This is a genomic window from Palleronia marisminoris, from assembly GCF_900172315.1.
GTDB lineage: Bacteria > Pseudomonadota > Alphaproteobacteria > Rhodobacterales > Rhodobacteraceae > Palleronia > Palleronia marisminoris.
The window spans coordinates 89730-107621 of the sequence record NZ_FWFV01000009.1 but is presented as its reverse complement, the minus strand read 5'-3'; the positions used below and the strand labels follow the sequence as shown (position 1 = coordinate 107621).

Sequence of the window (17892 nt, the reverse complement as noted above, 5' to 3'; positions counted from 1 at the left end):
GTGGTGAGGCCGTCTTTCGGGCGCAGGGCAGTCAATGCGCCACCCCCGCCGCGACGCTCTCGTCGATGAAGCGGCCTTCGCGGAAGCGGTCCAGCGAGAAGGCGTCGGTCAGGGGGCTTTTCCCGGTGGCCATCAGTTCGGCGAAGGCGAAGCCCGAGCCGGGGGTGGCCTTGAAGCCGCCCGTGCCCCAGCCGCAGTTGATGAAGATGCCGTCCACGGGCGTCTTCGACAGGATGGGCGAGCGGTCGCCGGTCATGTCCACGATGCCGCCCCACTGGCGCAGCATCTTCAGACGCGAGATCATGGGGAAGATCTCGATCAGCGAGCGCACGGTTTCCTCGATATGGTGGAAGCTGCCGCGCTGGGTGTAGGCGTTGTAGGCATCGGTGCCCCCGCCGATCACCATCTCGCCCTTGTCGGACTGGCTGAGATAGCCGTGGACGGTGTTGGCCATCACGACGATATCCATGCAGGGCTTGATCGGCTCGGAGACCAACGCCTGCAGCGGCACGGATTCGATGGGAAGGCGGAAGCCGGCCATTTCGGCCAGGCGACCCGAATGCCCCGCGACGACGATGCCCATCTTGTCGGTGGCGATCCGGCCGCGCGTGGTGTCGACGCCGGTGACCTTGCCGCCGTCGCGGGTGACGCCCGTCACCTCGCACTGTTCGATGATGTCCATGCCCATGTCCGAGCAGGCGCGCGCATAGCCCCAGGCGACGGCGTCGTGGCGGGCGGTGCCGGCGCGCTTTTGCCACAAACCGCCTAGGACCGGATAGCGCGGCCCTTCGGTGTTCATGATCGGGCAGATCTCCTTGACCTCTTTCGGCCCGATGAAACGCGTGTCGATACCCTGCAGCGCGTTGGCGTGGGCGGTGCGCAGGTAGCCGCGCTTTTCATGCTCGGTCTGGGCCAGCATCAGCACGCCACGGGGCGAGAACATGACGTTGTAATTCAGGTCCTGGCTCATCGTCTCGAAGAGGCTGCGCGACTTTTCGTACAGCGCGGCCGACGGGTCCTGCAGATAGTTCGAGCGGATGATCGTGGTGTTGCGGCCCGTGTTGCCGCCACCGAGCCAACCTTTTTCCAGCACCGCCACGTTGGTGATGCCGTGGTTCTTGCCCAGCCAGTAGGCGGTGGCGAGGCCGTGGCCGCCCGCGCCGACGATGACGACGTCGTAGCGCGACTTCGGCGCGGGGCTGCGCCAGGCGCGCGTCCAGCCGGTATGGTGGCGAAACGCCTCGCGGGCGATGGCGAAGGCAGAATAGCGTTTCATCGGCGTCCCTTCCGTCCGGCCCGTGGTACGGCCCGGTGCGTCCGAGTAGATGCGCCGCAGCGGCATGTTCAACGATATTTGCGACATGACCGGCGCGGCGCGATGTCCCATGCGCTTTCCGCCGGGCCGCGATGGGTCTAGAGAGGACGCCGGACCCGCTTTGGGGAAGGACCGAAATGCTGTTCTGGATCGCCGCCGTGCTGATCGCCGCCCTGGGCACCCTGCCCGTCCTGGCGGCGCTGTTCCGATCGGACGGGTCGCGCGAACCGGCGCAGGACATGGCGATCTACCGCGACCAGCTGGCCGAGATCGATCGGGACCTGGCACGCGGTGTCCTGACCGGAGACGAGGCCGAGCGCACGCGCGCCGAAGTCGCGCGCCGCCTGCTTGAGGCGGACCGTCGCGGCGTGCGCCAGGCCCACCAGGCACCCCGCAAAGTGCGGCTCGTGGCCGCGGGCCTCGTCGCGCTGGCAGTTATGGTGGGTGGGGTAGCGATCTACTGGAACCAGGGCGCGCCGGGCTATCCCGACCTGCCGCTGCGCGCTCGGCTGGCCGATGCCGACGCCGCCCGGGCCGAGCGCTTGAGCCAGGCCGACGCCGAGGCGCGCGCGCAAGAGATCGGCGCCCTGCCCGACCCCGTGGAGCCTGCTCCCGAATTCGCGTTGCTGATCGACCGTCTGCGCAGCACCATGCAAGACCGGCCCGACGATCCGCAAGGCCTGCGGCTTCTGGCCGTGAACGAGGCGCGGCTGGGCAATTTCGCCGCGGCCCGCGACGCACAGGAACGGCTCGTGGCGCTTCTGGGCGAGGAGACCACCGCCGAGACCCACGCCTTCCTGGGAGAGTTGATGGTGATGAACGCCGGTGGCTACGTCTCGCCCGAGGCCGAGGCACAGTTCGATGCCGCCCTCGCAATCGACCGGAGTGACACCCGCGCGCTCTATTTCAAGGGGCTGAGCTACCTGCAGACCGGCCGCCCGGACCGCGCCTTCGCCATCTGGCGCCCGCTGCTCGAGACTGCCCCGGCCGACGCGGCCTGGGTCTCGGCGGCCCGCGCCCAGATTGGCGAGGTCGCCGCGCGCGCCGGAATCGACTACCAGGCTCCGTCCGTGGCGCCCGGCCCTACGGCCGAGGACATGGCCGCCGCGGCCGAGATGTCCCCCGAGGCGCGGCAGGAGATGATCGTGGGCATGGTCGCGCGCCTCACCGAGCGCCTTGCCACCGAGGGCGGGCCGGCGCCGGACTGGGCGCGGCTGATCTCGGCGCTGGGGGTGATGGGCGACACCGAGCGCGCGGCGGCCATCTATGGCGAGGCGCAGCAGGTGTTCGGCAACCAGCCCGCCGACCTTGCCCTGATCGAGGAGGCCGCCGCGCAGGCGGGTGTCGCGCGATGATCCATGACCGGATGGAAGAGTTCGCCGCCGACCTGCCGCCCATGCGCGCGCTGATGGGACTCGATTTCGGCACCAAGACGATCGGGGTGGCGGTGTCGGACCGGATGCGGTCCGTGGCGAGCGGGATCGAGACGGTGCGCCGCAAGAAGTTCACGCAGGATGCCGGGCGGCTTGTCGAGATTGCCGAGGGCCGCGAGATCGGCGGCATTGTCATGGGCCTGCCGCGCAACATGGACGGCAGCGAGGGGCCGCGCGCTCAATCCACCCGCGCCTTCGCCCGCAACCTGTCGCGGCTGCTGGACCTGCCGATCGGCTTCTGGGACGAGCGGCTGTCGACGGTGGCGGCCGAGCGTGCGCTGCTCGAAGCCGATACCAGCCGCGCCCGCCGGGCCGAGGTGGTGGACCAGGTCGCGGCCGCCTACATCCTGCAGGGTGCATTGGACAGGCTGACGAGGATCGGATGAGCGACGACGTCTGGAAACGCGACGAGGTTCAGAGCCCGTGCATCAAGGTCTGCGTGATCCATCCTCAGTCCCGGCTGTGCACCGGTTGCCTGCGCTCGATCAACGAGATCTCGGGCTGGAGCATGATGTCCGACGACGAGCGGCGCGAGGTGCTGGCCGAACTGCCGAGCCGTCAGGGCCTGATCGCCCGCCGTCGGGGTGGGCGGGCGCGGACGCGGGAGTAGCGGGTCAGGCAACCTCGCGCGTGACGGCCGACAGCGCCTCTTCGACGAGGCGACCGTCGGCGCCGGGGCGGTTCGCGCCTTCGGACAGGATGCGCCGCCAGTGCCGCGCGCCGGGGCGGCCCGTGAAGAGGCCCAGCATGTGGCGCGTGACCTGGTGCAGGCGACCGCCGGTGACGATGTGCGCCTCGGCGTAGGGGATCATCTCAAGTGCGACATCCTCGGCCGTGGGGCGCGGCGCGTCGTCGCCGAAGATGCGGCGGTCGGCGTCGAGCAGGATATCGGCGGGGCGCTGGTAGGCGGCGCGTCCGATCATCACACCGTCGAGCGCATCCAGATGCGCGGACGCCGCGTCGAGGCTGTCGATCCCCCCGTTTATCGAGATGTGGAGATCGGGGAACGCCGCCTTCATCCGGTGGACGAGCGGGTAGTCGAGCGGCGGGACGTCGCGATTCTCCTTCGGGCTGAGGCCCTGGAGCCAGGCCTTGCGGGCGTGGATCGTCACGCGCCGGACGCCCGCGGCAGAGATCTTCTGCAGGAAGTCGGGCAAGACGGCCTCGGGCTCTTGCTCGTCCACCCCGATGCGGCATTTCACGGTGACCTCGCGCCCTTGGGCGTGGATCATCTCGGCCGCACAGTCGGCAACGAGGTCGGAGTGGCGCATGAGCACCGCGCCGAACGTGCCGGACTGGACGCGGTCGGACGGGCAGCCGCAGTTCAGGTCGATCTGGTCGTAGCCCTCCTCGGCCCCGATCTTGGCGGCCTCGGCCAGCTCGCGCGGGTCGGAGCCGCCCAGTTGCAGGGCGACCGGGTGCTCGCTGTCGTCGAAGGCAATCAGGTGCCGGGCCCCGCCCCGGACCAGCGCGGGGGCGGTGATCATCTCGGTATAGAGTAGCGCATGGCGCGACATCTTGCGGTGGAACACGCGGCAATGCCGGTCCGTCCAGTCCATCATCGGGGCGACGGACAGGCGAGCGGCGGTGTCGAGATCTGCGGGTCGTTCCGTCATCGGTGGCCTGGGCTTCTTCCTGCGCGATCCGTTCAGGTAAAGGCTCCGGCGGCGAATGCCAAGTTGCCCGGGGCCGCGTCAGTCGTACATCTCGGCCAGGTCGACGGTCGAGCGGTGGCCCAGATCCTCGAGATGCGCGTCGAGGAATCGCTCGGCGGCCAAGCGGCCGGCGCGGAACAGGCGGTCGGCCAGAACGGCCGAAGGGATCATCTTCGTCGCGACCGACAGGTCCCGCATGAGCTCGTCATCCGCGATCATGTGCACGAAGACGTATTTCATCGCGCCCTCGGGCATCGTCCCCTCTTCGAGCAGACGTTGCACGAACCGGATGGCCCGCAGGTCGCGCAGGAGCGAGCTGTTGAAGGAGATCTCGTTGATCCGGTTGTGGATTTCTTGGGCGGTATAGGGCAGGTCGTCGCGCAGCAGCGGGTTGATGTTCACGATCACCACGTCGCCCGGCAGCGCGGGGTCATAAAGGGGAAAGAGCGCGGGATTCCCGGTATAGCCGCCGTCCCAATAGGCCTCGCCGTCGATCTCGACCGCCTGGAACATAGAGGGAAGGCAGGACGAGGCCAGAAGCGCCGAAGGGCTCAGCTCGGCCCCCGAGAAGACCCGGATCTTGCCGGTGCGGACATTCGTGGCGCAAACGTGAAGCTCGGGACCCGCCGGGGAACAGATGTCTTCGAAGCGCATGTCCGAGACGATGGGGGCCAGCGGATTGCGGTAGAACGGCCCCAGCGCATAGGGAGAGGTCGCCTGCCCGAGGATGTCCCCCACCGTGTAGAGCGTCGAATACTCGATCGCGCGCGAGATCGCGCCGGTCGCCGGCGCCATCGGTGACAGCCAGGTGGCGAGCTTCAGGTCCCTGACCCTGAGGATTCGCGCCCAAAGCCAGCCGAGCGTCTCGCGCGCAGCGTCCGGTCCGCCCCGCGCAAGCCCCGCCTTCAGCGCCGCCCCGTTCAACGCACCGGCCGATGTCCCCGAGATCGCCGCGATCTCGACCCGGTCGCTTTCCAGGATCCGGTCGAGCACACCCCAGGTGAACGCCCCGTGGGCACCGCCACCTTGCAGCGCGATGTTGATCCGCTTCACGTCGGGCATCCGTTCGCCTTCCTTGGTGTCGCCGCCAGGCGCCGCGCCCTACCGCGCGGTCCAGCCTCCATCGACCGAAATCGTCGTGCCGGTGATCTGCGCCGCCGCGGCCGAGCACAGGAAGGTCGCGACCCCGCCGATCTGTTCGACGGTCGCGAAATCCTTCGAGGGCTGGCGTTCGAGGATGACCTCCTTGATCGCCGTCTCGCGGTCCATGTCGTATTTCTTCATGGTGTCGGGGATCTGGTCCTCGACCAGCGGCGTCATCACGTAGCCGGGGCAGATCGCGTTGGCGGTGATCGGGTCCTGCGCGGTTTCCAGCGCGATCACCTTGGTCAGGCCCACCACCCCGTGCTTGGCCGCGACATATGCGGACTTGTAGGGGGAGGCGCGCAGCCCGTGCGCCGAGGCAAGGTTGATGATCCGGCCCCAGCCCTGCTCGCGCATCATCGGGACCGCCACGGCTGCCGTGTGGAAGGCCGAGGACAGCATGATGGCGATGATCGCGTCCCATCTTTCGGTCGGGAAATCCTCGATGCCGGCGACGTGCTGGATGCCGGCGTTGTTCATCAGGATGTCGCAGCGCCCGGAATCCTCGATCAGCTTGCGAGCCTCGTCCCCCTTCGACAGGTCAGCGCGGATGTAGCGCGCGGTCACGCCGAACTCGTCCCCGATCGCGCGGGCGAGGTCGTGATCCTCGTCGCGGTCGGTGAACGAGTTCAGCACGACGTCGGCACCGGCGCGCGCAAGTTCGCGCACCACGCCAAGCCCGATTCCCGAGTTCGAGCCGGTGACGATGGCGGTCTTGCCCTTGAGATCCATGATGCACTCCCTTCGCGCGGAACGGCCGCGGTTTCACGGCGCAGATAGCTCTCACACCGGCGTGATCCATCGCAAAACGGGGTTGAGCGTCCGGCCCGGATCGCCGATGCGGGTGACCTGTTCCGCGGGCCCAAAAAAAACGCCCGCACGAGGCGGGCGTTAAGTCATTGAGGCAGGTTTCATACAGGCAAGAAACCTATCGAGCAGTGCCCCCTATATACGCCGATTCCCCGGGAAGGCAAAAGGAAAAGCTATATCTCGGGGAGTTACTCCCATAAGTTGATCCTCGATCCGCACCGTCTGGAGTCCCACCCGATATGAGATCGATCGTCCGTTCCGCCCGTCAAATCTGTCGTCTTGCCGCCGTCGGCGCCGCCCTGCTCGGGAGCGCTGCCGTGGCCGAGCCGCAACACGGTGTCGCCATGTTCGGCGAACCCGCCCTGCCGCCGGACTATGCGCACCTTCCCTATGCAAACCCGGACGCACCCAAGGGCGGGCGGCTCGTGACCGGCGAAGTTGGATCATACGACTCTCTCAACCCCATGATCCTGAAGGGCAATCCGCCTTGGCAGCTGCGCTCGCTCGCCTACGAATCGCTGATGGGTCGGTCATATGACGAGCCGTTCACCCTGTACGGACTTCTGGCTGAATCGATCGACGTCGCCGATGATGGCAGCTGGGTGGAGTTCACCCTGCGCCCCGAGGCCAAGTTCTCGGATGGCACGCCGGTCACGGTCGAGGACGTTCTGTGGAGCTACGAGACCCTCGGGACCGAGGGGAACCCCCGCTACCGCGGCGCGTGGTTGAAGGTCGCCGATGCCCGGGCCGTGAACGACCGGACGGTGCGGTTCGAATTCAACGAGAACGATCGTGAACTCGCGCTCATCATGGGGATGCGGCCGATCCTGAAGAAGGCCCAGTGGGAAGGCAAGGATTTCGCCGATTCGAGCCTCGAAACCATCCCGATCACGACCGCGCCCTACGTGATTTCTGACTATGAACCCGGCCGCTACGTCACCCTGGCGCGCGATCCCGATTATTGGGGCAACGACCTGCCGTTCATGGCCGGGCAAGCGAACCTCGACGAGATCCGGATGGAGTTCTACGGCGACCAGGCCGTGATGTTCGAGGCGTTCAAGTCCGGCGCCCTGTCGATCAACCGCGAGACGGACGCGCAGCGGTGGGAGACTCAATACGCCTTCCCGCGCATCGAGTCCGGCGAGGTGGTCAAGTCCGACATCCCGCACGAGCGCCCCTCGGGGATCACCGGCTTCGTGATGAACACCCGCGAGGCGCCCTTCGACGACTGGCGCGTGCGCGAGGCGCTGATCCAGGCGTTCAACTTCGAGTTCGTGAACCAGGTCCTGAACGGCAGCACCCTGCCCCGAATCGAGTCCTACTTCTCGAATTCGCAGCTCGGCATGGATCACGGCCCCGCCGAAGGGCGCGTGGCCGAACTGCTGGCGAAGTACGAGGACGACCTGCTTCCCGGCGCGATGGAGGGGTATTCGCTGCCCGAAAGCGACGGCTCCGAGCGGAACCGCGCCAACACCCGCGCGGCGCTTGGGCTTCTGCAAGAGGCCGGCTGGACCATCGGCGACGGCGGCGCCCTGCGCAACGAGGCGGGCGAGCCGTTCGAGATCGAGATCCTGCTCAGCCAGGGCGGCTACGAGCCCCAGGTGGCGCAGCGGACGGCGGATCTTTACGTCGCGGCGCTCGATCGGCTGGGCATCTCGCCCACGATCACGCTGGTCGACCAGGCCCAGTTCACCGAGCGGACGAACGCCTTCGACTTCGACATGGCGTGGTACACCCGCGGCATGAGCCTGAGCCCCGGCAACGAGCAATACCTCTATTGGGGCAAGGACGCGGCCGACCAGGAGGGCAGCTCGAACTGGATGGGCGTGAAGTCGGACGCCATCGACGGGCTGATCAACGAGATGCTGACCTCGGAAAGCCGCGAGGATTACGTGGCGGCGGTCAAGGCGCTGGACCGGGTGCTGACGACCGGGCGCTACGTTGTGCCGGTGTGGTACAACCCGGTCTCGCACGTGGCCCACGACTCCAACCTGCACTACCCCGAGACGCTGCCGATCTATGGCGACTGGCTCGGCTTCCTGCCGGAAGTGTGGTGGTATGAGGAAGGCTGAGATCGCGCTGGCCTGCGCCCTGCTGGCTCTTGGCGGATGTTCGATCGCGAAGGTGCCGGTCAAGGTGGCCGGCACGGCGGCGGGCGCGACGATGCATGCGGCCGGCAGCGCCGTGATGATCGTCACCCGCGATCGCCACGACCTTCCCTGAGGCGGAACCGCCCCGCGCGGCCCGCATTGGCCTGAGAAAGCACACGAGGAGGACACCGATGCAGTGGACCGCCATCCAGAGAAACTGGCCCGCCTTCACCGAAGCGCTGATGCAGCGTTTCCCCGAGACCGAAGAGAACGATCTTCTGGGGCTCGAAGGGGATCGCGCCGCGCTGGTGAGCTACGTGGCCGAGCGCCAGACCCTCTCCGCCGCAGAAGCCGAACGCCAGGTCAAGGAGTGGGAACAGGGTGCCGTCCCGGCCGACGTGGCGATGGACGAGACCCGTGACGGCGAGAACATCCGCGCCTCGGCCGCACATATCGGCGTGGGCGAAGACGTTTATGCCGATGACAGGAATTTCGGCGACGACATCGAGGCGGACCACCCCGTGGGCCGCAAGCCGTCCTCCTGACGCCAGGGCGTCATTCTGACCGACGGCGAAGGCGCGGCCCGGAAGGGTTCGCGCCTTCTCTGCGTCCGGATCAAGCTTGCGACGCAGCCTTGGCCGGGTAAAAGCGGCCGCACGCCATCAGCGCGAGGAGGCACCATGAAACTCGACATCCTCTCCGACCCGATCTGCCCCTGGTGCTATATCGGCAAGGCTAACCTCGACCGCGCGCTGTCTCGCCGGCCGGACCACCCCTTCGTGATCGAATGGCACCCCTTCCAGCTGAACTACGACATGCCAGCCGAAGGGATCGACCGGCAGACATACCTCGAGGCGAAGTTCGGCGGGCGGGACGGCGCGCTGGCGGCCTATGCCCCCGTGCTCGAAGCCGCGGAAGCGGCAGGCGTGGAAATCGCGTGGGACAAGATGACCCGCGTGCCGAATACCCTGTCGGCGCATTGCCTGATCCACTGGGCGGGGCTGGAGGGGCGGCAGACCGCCGCCGTCTCGGCGTTGTTCGACGCCTATTTCAAGCGCGGCGAGGATATCGGCGCGCCCGAGGTGCTTGTCGAGATCGCCGGGCGGATCGAGATGGACCGGGACCTGGTCGCGCGCCTGCTGGCGGCGGGCGCGGATCGCGACGAGGTGGCCGCGCGCGATTCCCATGCGCGCGAACGAGGTGTCACCGCCGTGCCGACGTTCATCGTAGGCGAGCGGCATGCCGTGCCCGGCGCGCAACCGCCAGAGCTGTGGGACCGGGTGCTGGACGAGGTGATCGGCAGCTAGCGATCAGCAGCGCGCAGAGCAGAGGCTCTCGCAGGGGATGCCGTCATTGTCCCTGTCGCGCGCGCGCTCCCCGCACACCAGGAGGGCGTGACAGGCTTCGGCGCAGGACCCCATCTGGCCGCACGTCTTGCCGCTGCAGGTGAAGGTTTGCGCGATCAGGAACGGCGCGAAGGGCGAATCCCTCACGCTCGGCAGCGGCTCGGCCAGAGCGGGTGATGCGGCGAGAAGGAAGATGAAGACCCGAAGCATGAAAGGCAGCTTACAGCGGCCGGGGCGAAGCGCAATCGCACGTGTCGGTTAACGGGCGACCCGCCCGGTGGAGCGAGTCGCGCGCTTCATCACTTTTCGGCCTCGGCCGCCTTTTTGCCGGCGGCCTTGGCATGGCGCGCCAGATCCTGTGCGACGGCAAAGCTGCCCTTGATCTTCTCGCTGTCCTTGGACCAGTCGCGGCGAATGACGATCTTGTTGTCCTTCACCTTTGCCTGACCGTCTTGATCCTTGATGAAGGATACCAACCCCTCGGGCGAGGCGAACTTGTCGTTGTGGAACTGGACCGTTACGCCCTTTGGACCCGCGTCGAGCTTGGCGATCCCGGCCCGCTTGCACTCGGCCTTGATGCGCACGACCAGAAGCAGGGTGTTCACTTCCTTGGGCAGCTTGCCGAACCGGTCGATCAGCTCGGCCGCGAAGCCTTCGAGTTCGACCTTCGTGGTCAGGTCCGAGAGGCGGCGGTAGAGGCCGAGGCGCACGTCGAGGTCCGGCACGTAATCGTCGGGGATCAGCACGGGGACGCCCATGTTGATCTGGGGCGACCAATCGCTGTCGCCCAGTTCGACGATGCCTTCCAGCTCGCCGGTCTTGAGCTTGGCGATCGTCTCTTCCAGCATCGACTGGTAAAGTTCGTAGCCGACCTCCTTGATCTGGCCGGACTGCTCTTCGCCGACAAGGTTGCCAGCACCCCGGATGTCGAGGTCCTGGCTGGCAAGGTTGAAGCCCGCCCCGAGCGTGTCGAGCGAGCCCAGCACGCGCAGACGCTTCTCGGCCGTGGCGGTCAGCTTCCCGCGCGGTTTCGTCGTCAGGTAGGCGTAGGCGCGGGTCTTGGCGCGGCCGACCCGCCCCCGGATCTGGTAGAGCTGCGCGAGGCCGAACATGTCGGCGCGCCAGACGACCATCGTGTTCGCGGTCGGGATATCGAGGCCGGATTCCACGATCGAGGTGGCCAGCAGCACGTCGTACTTGCCGTCGTAGAAGGCGTTCATCCGGTCGTCTAGTTCGCCCGCCGCCATCTGGCCGGTGGCGGTGACGTACTTGATCTCGGGGACCTCGGTCTTCAGGAACTCCTCCAGCTCGGGCAGGTCCTTGATCCGGGGGGCCACGATGAAGGACTGGCCGCCGCGATAGAATTCGCGCAGCAGCGCCTCGCGTACCGTGATCGCGTCGAACTCCGAGACATAGGTGCGGATCGCGAGGCGATCGACGGGGGGTGTCCCGATGATCGACAGGTCGCGCACGCCGGTCAGCGACAGTTGCAGGGTCCGCGGGATCGGCGTCGCGGTCAGGGTCAGGACGTGGACATCCGTCCGAAGGGACTTCAGCCGTTCCTTGTGGGACACACCGAAATGCTGCTCTTCGTCGATGACGAGCAGGCCCAGGTTCTTGAACTTCACGCTTTTGGCCAGCAGCGCGTGGGTGCCGATGACGATGTCGCAGGTGCCCTCGGCGATGCGCTCGCGCGCCAATTTCGCGTCCCGGTCCGAGACGAAGCGCGACAGCTGGCGCACCTCGATCGGGAAGCCGCGGAAGCGGTCGGCGAAGGACTTGTAGTGCTGGCGGGCCAGCAGCGTGGTGGGGGCGATCACGGCGACCTGCACGCCCGACATGGCGGCGATGAAGGCCGCGCGCATGGCGACCTCGGTCTTGCCGAAGCCCACGTCGCCGACGATGAGGCGGTCCATGGGGACGCCCTTTTCGAGGTCCTCCATCACGTCCTCGATGGCTTTCAGCTGATCCTCGGTCTCTTCGTAGGGGAAGCGGGCGCTGAAATCCTCCCACGCGTGTTCGGGGGGTTCGAGGATCGGGGCGCTGCGGACGAGGCGTTCGGCGGCGATCCGGATCAGGCGGTCCGCGATCTCGCGGATCCGCTCTTTCATGCGGGCCTTCTTGGCCTGCCACGCGCCGCCGCCCAGCTTGTCGAGGATGCCTTCCTCGTGGCCGTAGCGGCTGAGCAGTTCGATGTTCTCGACCGGCAGGTAAAGGCGGTCGCCGCCCTGGTATTCGAGCAGCGCGCATTCGTGCGGCGAGCCTGCGGCGGTGACGACTTCGAGACCCTGGAACCGGCCGACGCCGTGATCCACGTGGACGACGAGGTCGCCCACGCTGAGGGACTGCGCGTCGCTCAGGAAGTTCTCGGCGCGGCGCTTCTTCGGGCCCTTGCGGACGAGGCGGTCGCCCAGCACGTCCTGTTCCGAGATGACGGTCAGGCGGTCCTTGCCGTGGGGGCCTTCGAAGCCGTGTTCGAGCGACCAGACGGCAAGGTAGAGGCCGCCCTTGCTGTCGGGCACGTCGCGGAAGTCGCGAATCTCGGTCGCGCCCTTGACGTCCTCGTCGTCCAGCAGGCCGCGGAGGCGTTCACGCGCGCCCTCGGAATAGCTGGCGACAACCACCGGCCCCTCGCGGCGGCGCTTGCCGATGTGATCGGCCAGCGCCCCGAAGAGGCTGACGCCTTCCTGCTGACGCTCGGGCGAGAAGTTGCGGCCGATCCGTCCGCCGGCATCCGCAACGCCGGGGCCGGAGGCCTGTGCGAGCGGGTGGAACTGGACGATCCGGCGGTCGGCGGTCGTAGCCTCCCACGCTTTGTCCGACAGGTAGAGCAGGTCCGGCGGCGCGGGCTTGTAGACGGTGTCCACGCGCCCCTTCTTCTGCATCGCCTCGCGGCGGTTGTCGTACTGGTCGGCGATGGTCTCCCACCGCGCCAGCCGCGCGGGGGTGGACTGGTCATCCAGCGTGACGGTCACACCCGGAAGGTAGTCGAACACGGTCTCGAGCTTGTCATGGAAGAAGCCAAGCCAATGCTCCGCGCCCTGGTGCTTCTTGCCGGCGCTGACCGCTTCGTAGAGCGGGTCGTCGGTGCCGGCCGCGCCGAACTCGATCCGGTAGCTTTGGCGGAAGCGGGTGATCGCGCCGTCGTCGAGGATGACCTCGGACACGGGGGCAAGCTCGACCTCGGACAGCTTCTCGGTCGTGCGCTGGTTCATCGGGTCGAACCGGCGCGCGCCGTCCAGCGTGTCGCCGAACAGGTCGAGGCGGACGGGTCCCTCGTGACCCGGGGGCCAGACGTCGATGATGCCGCCGCGGACCGCGTAGTCGCCCGGCTCCATCACCGTGGGCGCCTGGGTGAAGCCCATGCGGACGAGGAACTTGCGCAGCCCCTCTTCGTCGATCCGGTTGCCGACGCGGGCGGTGAACGAGCTTTCGCGCACCGTCTCGCGCGGGGGGACCTTTTGCGTCGCGCCGTTGATCGTCGTCAGCAGCGCGAACCGCTTGGGCATCGCGTGGGTCAGCGCGGCGAGCGTGGCCATGCGCGCCGCCGAGATGTCGGCGTTCGGCGAGACGCGGTCGAACGGCAGGCAGTCCCATGCCGGGAACGTGAAGATCGGCAGCGCGGGATCGTAGAAGGCCAGCGCGGCCTGCATCGCCGCAAGCCGCTTGTCGTCGCGGGCCACGTGAAGGACGGCACCGCTCTTGCCGATCTCGTCGAGAACGAGACGGGCGTCGAACCCTTCGGGCGCGCCGCCGAGGGAAATTTTCCGGGGATCAGCCATGGTGCGCGTCGTTAACGGCACCACCGGCGGTGTCAATGGGCCCGGACGCGCGGGTGCGCGGGACGCAATGCGCGGGAAAGCCTGAGCGGCCTTTCATCGGCCCTTGACCGGACCAGCGTGGTGCGAGATGGCAAGCCATGCTGCGCCGCATCTATAACTGGACATTGTCCCTCTCCGCTCATCCGCAGGCCCTCTGGGCGCTTGCAGTGGTGTCTTTCCTCGAAAGTTCGATCTTCCCGATCCCGCCGGACGTGCTGATGATCCCGATGATCATCGCTGCACCGCGGCGGGCGTGGCTGATCGCCGGCGTGGCGACGGTGTCGTCCGTACTGGGGGGGCTTGCGGGATACTGGATCGGCTCGGCCCTGTTCGAGCAGGTCGGGCGACCCATCCTCGAGCTTTACGGCAAGGGCGACAAGTTCGGCGAGTTCAGCGACTGGTACAACCAGTTCGGCGCCTGGGCGGTCCTGGTGGCCGGTGTGACGCCGTTCCCCTTCAAGGTCATCACGATCCTGTCGGGCACCACCGGGCTGTCACTGCCGATCTTCATCGTGGCCTCGATCGCTGCGCGCGGCTTGCGGTTCTTCCTTGTCGCGGGTCTTCTGCGGGCCTTCGGCGAGCCGATCCGGGAATTCATCGAACGCCGGCTCGGCCTCGTGTTCACGCTGTTTTGCGTGGCCCTGATCGGCGGTTTCGTGGTGCTCCACTACTTATGACAGCGCGTTCCCTCATGATCCTCGCCGCCGCCGGTTCGGCGGCCCTTCTGCTCGGGGCCTACACGTTTCAGGCGCTCGGCTACGCGCCCTGCAAGCTTTGCCTTTGGCAGCGTTGGCCGCACGGCGTCGCGATCCTGGTGGGCGTCGTCGCGATCTTCTACGCGCGCGCGGTCACGGCGGTCGTGGGCGCGCTGGCTGCCTTGACCACGGCCGGGTTCGGCATCTACCACACCGGCGTCGAGCGCGGCTGGTGGGAGGGGCCAAGCTCCTGTTCGGGCGGCGGCGATCTGTCGGGGTTGAGCGGGGCGGACATGCTGTCCACCGAAACCCTGGACAAGGTCGTGATGTGCGACGAGGTCGCGTGGGCCTTCGCCGGCCTGTCGATGGCATCGTGGAACGCGGTGGCGTCGTTCGCGCTGGCGTGCATCTGGGCTGCCGCACTGGTCCGGACGTTGCGCTGACGGCTTGCCGCGAGCGCGCGGAGCCCCACCTGTCGGGCATGACAGAGATCACCCTCATTGGTGTGCCGCTGGATAGCGGCCAGACGCGGCCCGGTTGCTTGATGGGGCCGGACGCCTATCGCGTAGCGGGCATCGTCCCCACCCTCACCGGCCTGGGCCACACGGTCCGCGACATCGGCAATGTGTCCCATGGCCCCGTGCCCGAGATGCCGGGGCCCGCGCATCTCGTCCGGCCGGGGGAGGTCGCGGCCTGGACCGAAGCCCTGATCGACGCAGGGCGAAGCGTCGAGGGCATGCCGGTTTTCATGGGCGGTGACCACGCGCTTGCACTTGGCTCGGTCGCCGGGATGGCAGCGCGCGCGGCGGACCGGGATCGGCCGCTATTCGTCCTGTGGCTCGACGCGCATAGCGATTTCCACACGCCGCTGACGACCGAAAGCGGCAATCTGCACGGGACGCCAGTGGCCTACTACACCGGTCAGGACGGGTTCGAGGGCTTCCCGCCCCTGCCCGGCCCGCCGGTTCCGTTCGACAACCTGTGCATGATGGGCCTGCGCTCGGTCGATCCCGGAGAGCGTGACCGCCTGGCCGCCACCGATGCGCAGCTTCACGACATGCGCGCGATCGACGAGACCGGCTTTGCGGCACCCTTGCGAGACTTCCTGGCCAAGGTCGCGGCGGCCGGCGAGGCCGATCTGCATGTCTCGCTGGACGTGGATTTCCTCGACCCCTCGATCGCGCCCGCTGTGGGCACGACGGTTCCCGGTGGCGCCACCTTCCGCGAGGCGCATCTTGTGATGGAGATGCTGTCGGAATCGGAACTCGTGACCTCGTTGGACCTGGTCGAGCTGAACCCGGCAATGGACGAGCGCAGCAGGACCGCCCGTCTGATGGTGGAACTGACGGCCTCGCTGATGGGCAAGCGGATCTTCGACCGTCCGACGCGGGGGTTCGGCTATGGTGTCGGACGCACCGGCGGCTAACCTGTCGCAGGCAGCAAGGAGACCGCCAATGCCAGCCCCCCGCGCCATCGCCTTCGACGTCATCGAAACGCTGTTCCCGCTCGACCCGCTGCGCCCCCTGTTCCCGCGCATCGGCCTGCAGGAAAGCGACCTCGAGCCGTTTTTCGCAAGCCTCCTGCGCGATGCCTTCGCTCTCGATACCTGCGGGTTCTTCAAACCCTTCGCCGAGGTCGCGCGCTCGAGCCTCGCGCAGATGGGTGTGGCCCCCGACGCGGCAGAGACGATCCTCGACGGGTTCACCAACCTCTCCGCGCATCCCGACGTGAGACCCGCCTTCGATCGGCTGGCGGCCGAGGAGGTTCCGGTCATCGCGCTGACGAACGGCAATCCCGACGTGACCCGCACGCTGATGGAGCGGAACGGCCTCGCCGAGCTGGTCTCGCGCGTGATCTCGATCGAGGAGATCGGCATCTGGAAGCCGCGCGCCGGTGTCTATACCCATGCTGCCGAAGCCGCGGGCGTCGCACCGGCCGAAATGGCGCTGGTGGCCTGCCACCCGTGGGACTGCCAGGGCGCCATGAGCGCGGGATTGACCGCCGGTTTCGTCCGGCGCACCCGCCCCTACGGCAGCGCGATGTCCGCGCCACAGGTCACCGGCGAGTCGCTGCCGGCCGTCGTTGCCGACCTGCTGGCCCTCTGAACGGCCGTCATGGACATCCGTGCCCTTCAAAGCTTCCTGGCCGACGCGTTCCCCCAGGTGGCCGAAGATTTCATCGTCGAGGACTTATCCGAAGATGGAATGCGCGTCCGTTTGCACGTGGGCGATCGGCATCTGCGTCCGGGCGGCACGGTGTCGGGGCCATCGATCTTTGCCCTGGCGGATGTAGGGGTCTACCTGATGATCCTGTCCCGCCTCGGGCCGGTCGCGCTGGCGGTGACCACGAATTGTTCCATCGACTTCATGCGCAAACCCGCCGCAGGCGTGGACCTGACCGCCGAGGTGCGGCTGCTGAAGCTCGGTCGGGTTCTCGCCGTGGGGGATGTGTTGATCTACTCGGACGGTGCCGAGGCGCCCGTGGCGCGGGCGTCGGTGACCTACTCGATCCCGCCGCGGTAGCCGCGGGTCTCTGCTACGGCCCCGGAGTATCTTTGGCAGGATGAAGCGAGGGCGCCGGAATCAGGAGGCGAATTTCGCGTCGCGGGCAGCCTTGAGGCGCGCAAAGTCGTCGCCGGCGTGGTAGCTCGACCGGGTCAGGGGCGTGGCCGAGACCATCAGGAAGCCCTTGCCCCAGGCCGCCTTTTCGTAGGCCGCGAATTCCTCGGGGGTGATGTAGCGGTCGACGGCGTGGTGGCGTGAGGTGGGCTGCAGGTACTGCCCTATGGTGATGAAATCGATGTCGGCCGCGCGCATGTCGTCCATGACCTGATGCACCGACTGGCGATCTTCGCCCAGGCCCACCATGATTCCCGACTTGGTGAACATGGTCGGATCGAGTTCTTTCACGCGCTGCAAGAGGCGCAGCGAATGGAAGTAGCGCGCGCCAGGGCGAACCTCGGGATAGAGGCCCGGCACGGTTTCCAGGTTGTGGTTGAAGACATCCGGGCGCGCCTCGACGACCGCTTCGAGGGCCTCGGGACCGCAGCGCAGGAAATCGGGAGTCAGCACCTCGATCGTGGTCCCGGGCGAGCGGTGCCGGGTGGCGCGGATCGTCTGAGCGATGTGATAGGCGCCGCCATCCTCGACATCGTCGCGGTCGACGCTGGTGATGACCACGTGGTTCAGGCCCAGCTTCTTCACCGCATCCGCCACGCGGCCCGGTTCGAACACGTCGAGCGCATCGGGCCGTCCGGTCGCCACGTTGCAGAAGGTGCAGCCGCGGGTGCAGATCTCGCCCATGATCATCATGGTGGCATGACCCTGCGACCAGCACTCGCCCACGTTCGGGCAACCGGCTTCCTCGCACACGGTGGTGAGCTCATGGGTCCGCATGATCTCGCGCGTGGCCTGGTAGCCCTCGCCCGATGGCGCCTTCACCCGGATCCAGTCCGGCTTCTTCAGGCGGGGCGTGACGGGCCGATGCGCCTTTTCAGGGTGGCGTTCGGCGGGAATCTTCAGATCGCGCGGCATGGGGCCCCTCCTCTAGGTCCGAGATAGGCAAACCTGCGCCGGAAGTCCACG

General features: G+C 67.6%; 19 protein-coding genes. 12 read left to right on the top strand and 7 right to left on the bottom strand.

The features are described 5' to 3' along the window. Positions 1-31 precede the first annotated feature (31 nt). Positions 32-1276 carry a sarcosine oxidase subunit beta family protein gene (locus PAM7066_RS14770; RefSeq protein WP_085855067.1) on the bottom strand — a complete coding sequence of 415 codons (1245 nt, stop codon included), beginning with the start codon at positions 1274-1276 and terminating at the stop codon, positions 32-34. A 176-nt stretch (positions 1277-1452) separates the two neighbouring features. Here PAM7066_RS14770 and ccmI point away from each other — a divergent pair, with 176 nt between their 5' ends. From ccmI to PAM7066_RS14755, 3 genes are read left to right on the top strand one after another with little or no spacing between them, the layout of a single operon-like run. Then, positions 1453-2670 (top strand): c-type cytochrome biogenesis protein CcmI, encoded by a 1218-nt coding sequence (gene ccmI, locus PAM7066_RS14765; RefSeq protein ID WP_090929467.1) that lies wholly within the window; start codon positions 1453-1455, stop codon positions 2668-2670. Next, positions 2667-3134, top strand: coding sequence for a Holliday junction resolvase RuvX (ruvX, locus tag PAM7066_RS14760; RefSeq protein WP_085855002.1), 468 nt, complete (start codon positions 2667-2669; stop codon positions 3132-3134). The genes ccmI and ruvX overlap by 4 nt, the downstream gene beginning before the upstream one ends. Further along, positions 3131-3358, top strand: a complete 228-nt coding sequence (locus tag PAM7066_RS14755; RefSeq protein WP_085855001.1) for a DUF1289 domain-containing protein — start codon at positions 3131-3133, stop codon at positions 3356-3358. Before ruvX ends, PAM7066_RS14755 begins: the two co-directional genes overlap by 4 nt. A gap of 4 nt (positions 3359-3362) precedes the next feature. Here PAM7066_RS14755 and dusA read toward each other — a convergent pair whose 3' ends face one another. From dusA to PAM7066_RS14740, 3 genes are all read right to left on the bottom strand, one after another. Continuing rightward, positions 3363-4364: a tRNA dihydrouridine(20/20a) synthase DusA gene (gene dusA, locus PAM7066_RS14750; RefSeq protein WP_085855000.1), complete on the bottom strand. Its 1002-nt coding sequence runs from the start codon at positions 4362-4364 to the stop codon at positions 3363-3365. A gap of 78 nt (positions 4365-4442) precedes the next feature. Further along, complete coding sequence (locus PAM7066_RS14745; protein ID WP_085854999.1) at positions 4443-5465, bottom strand: patatin-like phospholipase family protein; 1023 nt, start codon at positions 5463-5465, stop codon at positions 4443-4445. 39 nt (positions 5466-5504) lie between these two features. Next, complete coding sequence (locus PAM7066_RS14740; RefSeq protein ID WP_085854998.1) at positions 5505-6278, bottom strand: 3-hydroxybutyrate dehydrogenase; 774 nt, start codon at positions 6276-6278, stop codon at positions 5505-5507. A 317-nt stretch (positions 6279-6595) separates the two neighbouring features. Between PAM7066_RS14740 and PAM7066_RS14735 the strand changes: the two genes are divergently transcribed. The 4 genes from PAM7066_RS14735 to PAM7066_RS14725 all read left to right on the top strand — a co-directional run bounded on the left by PAM7066_RS14735 (position 6596) and on the right by PAM7066_RS14725 (position 9753). Beyond that, positions 6596-8428, top strand: a complete 1833-nt coding sequence (locus tag PAM7066_RS14735) for an extracellular solute-binding protein (protein ID WP_085854997.1) — start codon at positions 6596-6598, stop codon at positions 8426-8428. Beyond that, the gene (locus tag PAM7066_RS19030; protein WP_175484684.1) at positions 8415-8579 is read left to right on the top strand and encodes a hypothetical protein; all 165 of its coding nucleotides are present in this window, start codon (positions 8415-8417) and stop codon (positions 8577-8579) included. The genes PAM7066_RS14735 and PAM7066_RS19030 overlap by 14 nt, the downstream gene beginning before the upstream one ends. A gap of 58 nt (positions 8580-8637) precedes the next feature. Then, positions 8638-8991, top strand: a complete 354-nt coding sequence (locus PAM7066_RS14730; protein ID WP_085854996.1) for a CsbD family protein — start codon at positions 8638-8640, stop codon at positions 8989-8991. A 135-nt stretch (positions 8992-9126) separates the two neighbouring features. Next, the gene (locus PAM7066_RS14725; RefSeq protein WP_085854995.1) at positions 9127-9753 is read left to right on the top strand and encodes a DsbA family oxidoreductase; all 627 of its coding nucleotides are present in this window, start codon (positions 9127-9129) and stop codon (positions 9751-9753) included. Positions 9754-9756: 3 nt separating this feature from the next. On the opposite strand, the gene PAM7066_RS19375 is transcribed toward PAM7066_RS14725, so the two are convergent. Further along, complete coding sequence (locus tag PAM7066_RS19375) at positions 9757-10002, bottom strand: excalibur calcium-binding domain-containing protein (RefSeq protein ID WP_085854994.1); 246 nt, start codon at positions 10000-10002, stop codon at positions 9757-9759. An 89-nt stretch (positions 10003-10091) separates the two neighbouring features. Then, positions 10092-13574 carry a transcription-repair coupling factor gene (gene mfd, locus PAM7066_RS14715; protein ID WP_085854993.1) on the bottom strand — a complete coding sequence of 1161 codons (3483 nt, stop codon included), beginning with the start codon at positions 13572-13574 and terminating at the stop codon, positions 10092-10094. 137 nt (positions 13575-13711) lie between these two features. Between mfd and PAM7066_RS14710 the strand changes: the two genes are divergently transcribed. From PAM7066_RS14710 to PAM7066_RS14690, 5 genes are read left to right on the top strand one after another with little or no spacing between them, the layout of a single operon-like run. Continuing rightward, the gene (locus tag PAM7066_RS14710) at positions 13712-14290 is read left to right on the top strand and encodes a YqaA family protein (RefSeq protein ID WP_085854992.1); all 579 of its coding nucleotides are present in this window, start codon (positions 13712-13714) and stop codon (positions 14288-14290) included. After that, entirely contained in the window at positions 14287-14751 is a 465-nt protein-coding gene (locus tag PAM7066_RS14705; RefSeq protein ID WP_085854991.1) for a disulfide bond formation protein B, read from the top strand. Before PAM7066_RS14710 ends, PAM7066_RS14705 begins: the two co-directional genes overlap by 4 nt. Positions 14752-14789: 38 nt before the next feature. Next, positions 14790-15734 (top strand): arginase, encoded by a 945-nt coding sequence (rocF, locus tag PAM7066_RS14700; protein ID WP_085854990.1) that lies wholly within the window; start codon positions 14790-14792, stop codon positions 15732-15734. Positions 15735-15762: 28 nt separating this feature from the next. After that, positions 15763-16413, top strand: a complete 651-nt coding sequence (locus tag PAM7066_RS14695; protein ID WP_175484685.1) for an HAD family hydrolase — start codon at positions 15763-15765, stop codon at positions 16411-16413. 9 nt (positions 16414-16422) lie between these two features. Continuing rightward, entirely contained in the window at positions 16423-16830 is a 408-nt protein-coding gene (locus tag PAM7066_RS14690; protein ID WP_085854988.1) for a PaaI family thioesterase, read from the top strand. Positions 16831-16890: 60 nt separating this feature from the next. Here the strand turns inward: PAM7066_RS14690 and lipA are convergent, their stop codons facing one another. Next, positions 16891-17841, bottom strand: a complete 951-nt coding sequence (gene lipA, locus PAM7066_RS14685) for a lipoyl synthase (protein ID WP_085854987.1) — start codon at positions 17839-17841, stop codon at positions 16891-16893. Positions 17842-17892: the final 51 nt, after the last annotated feature.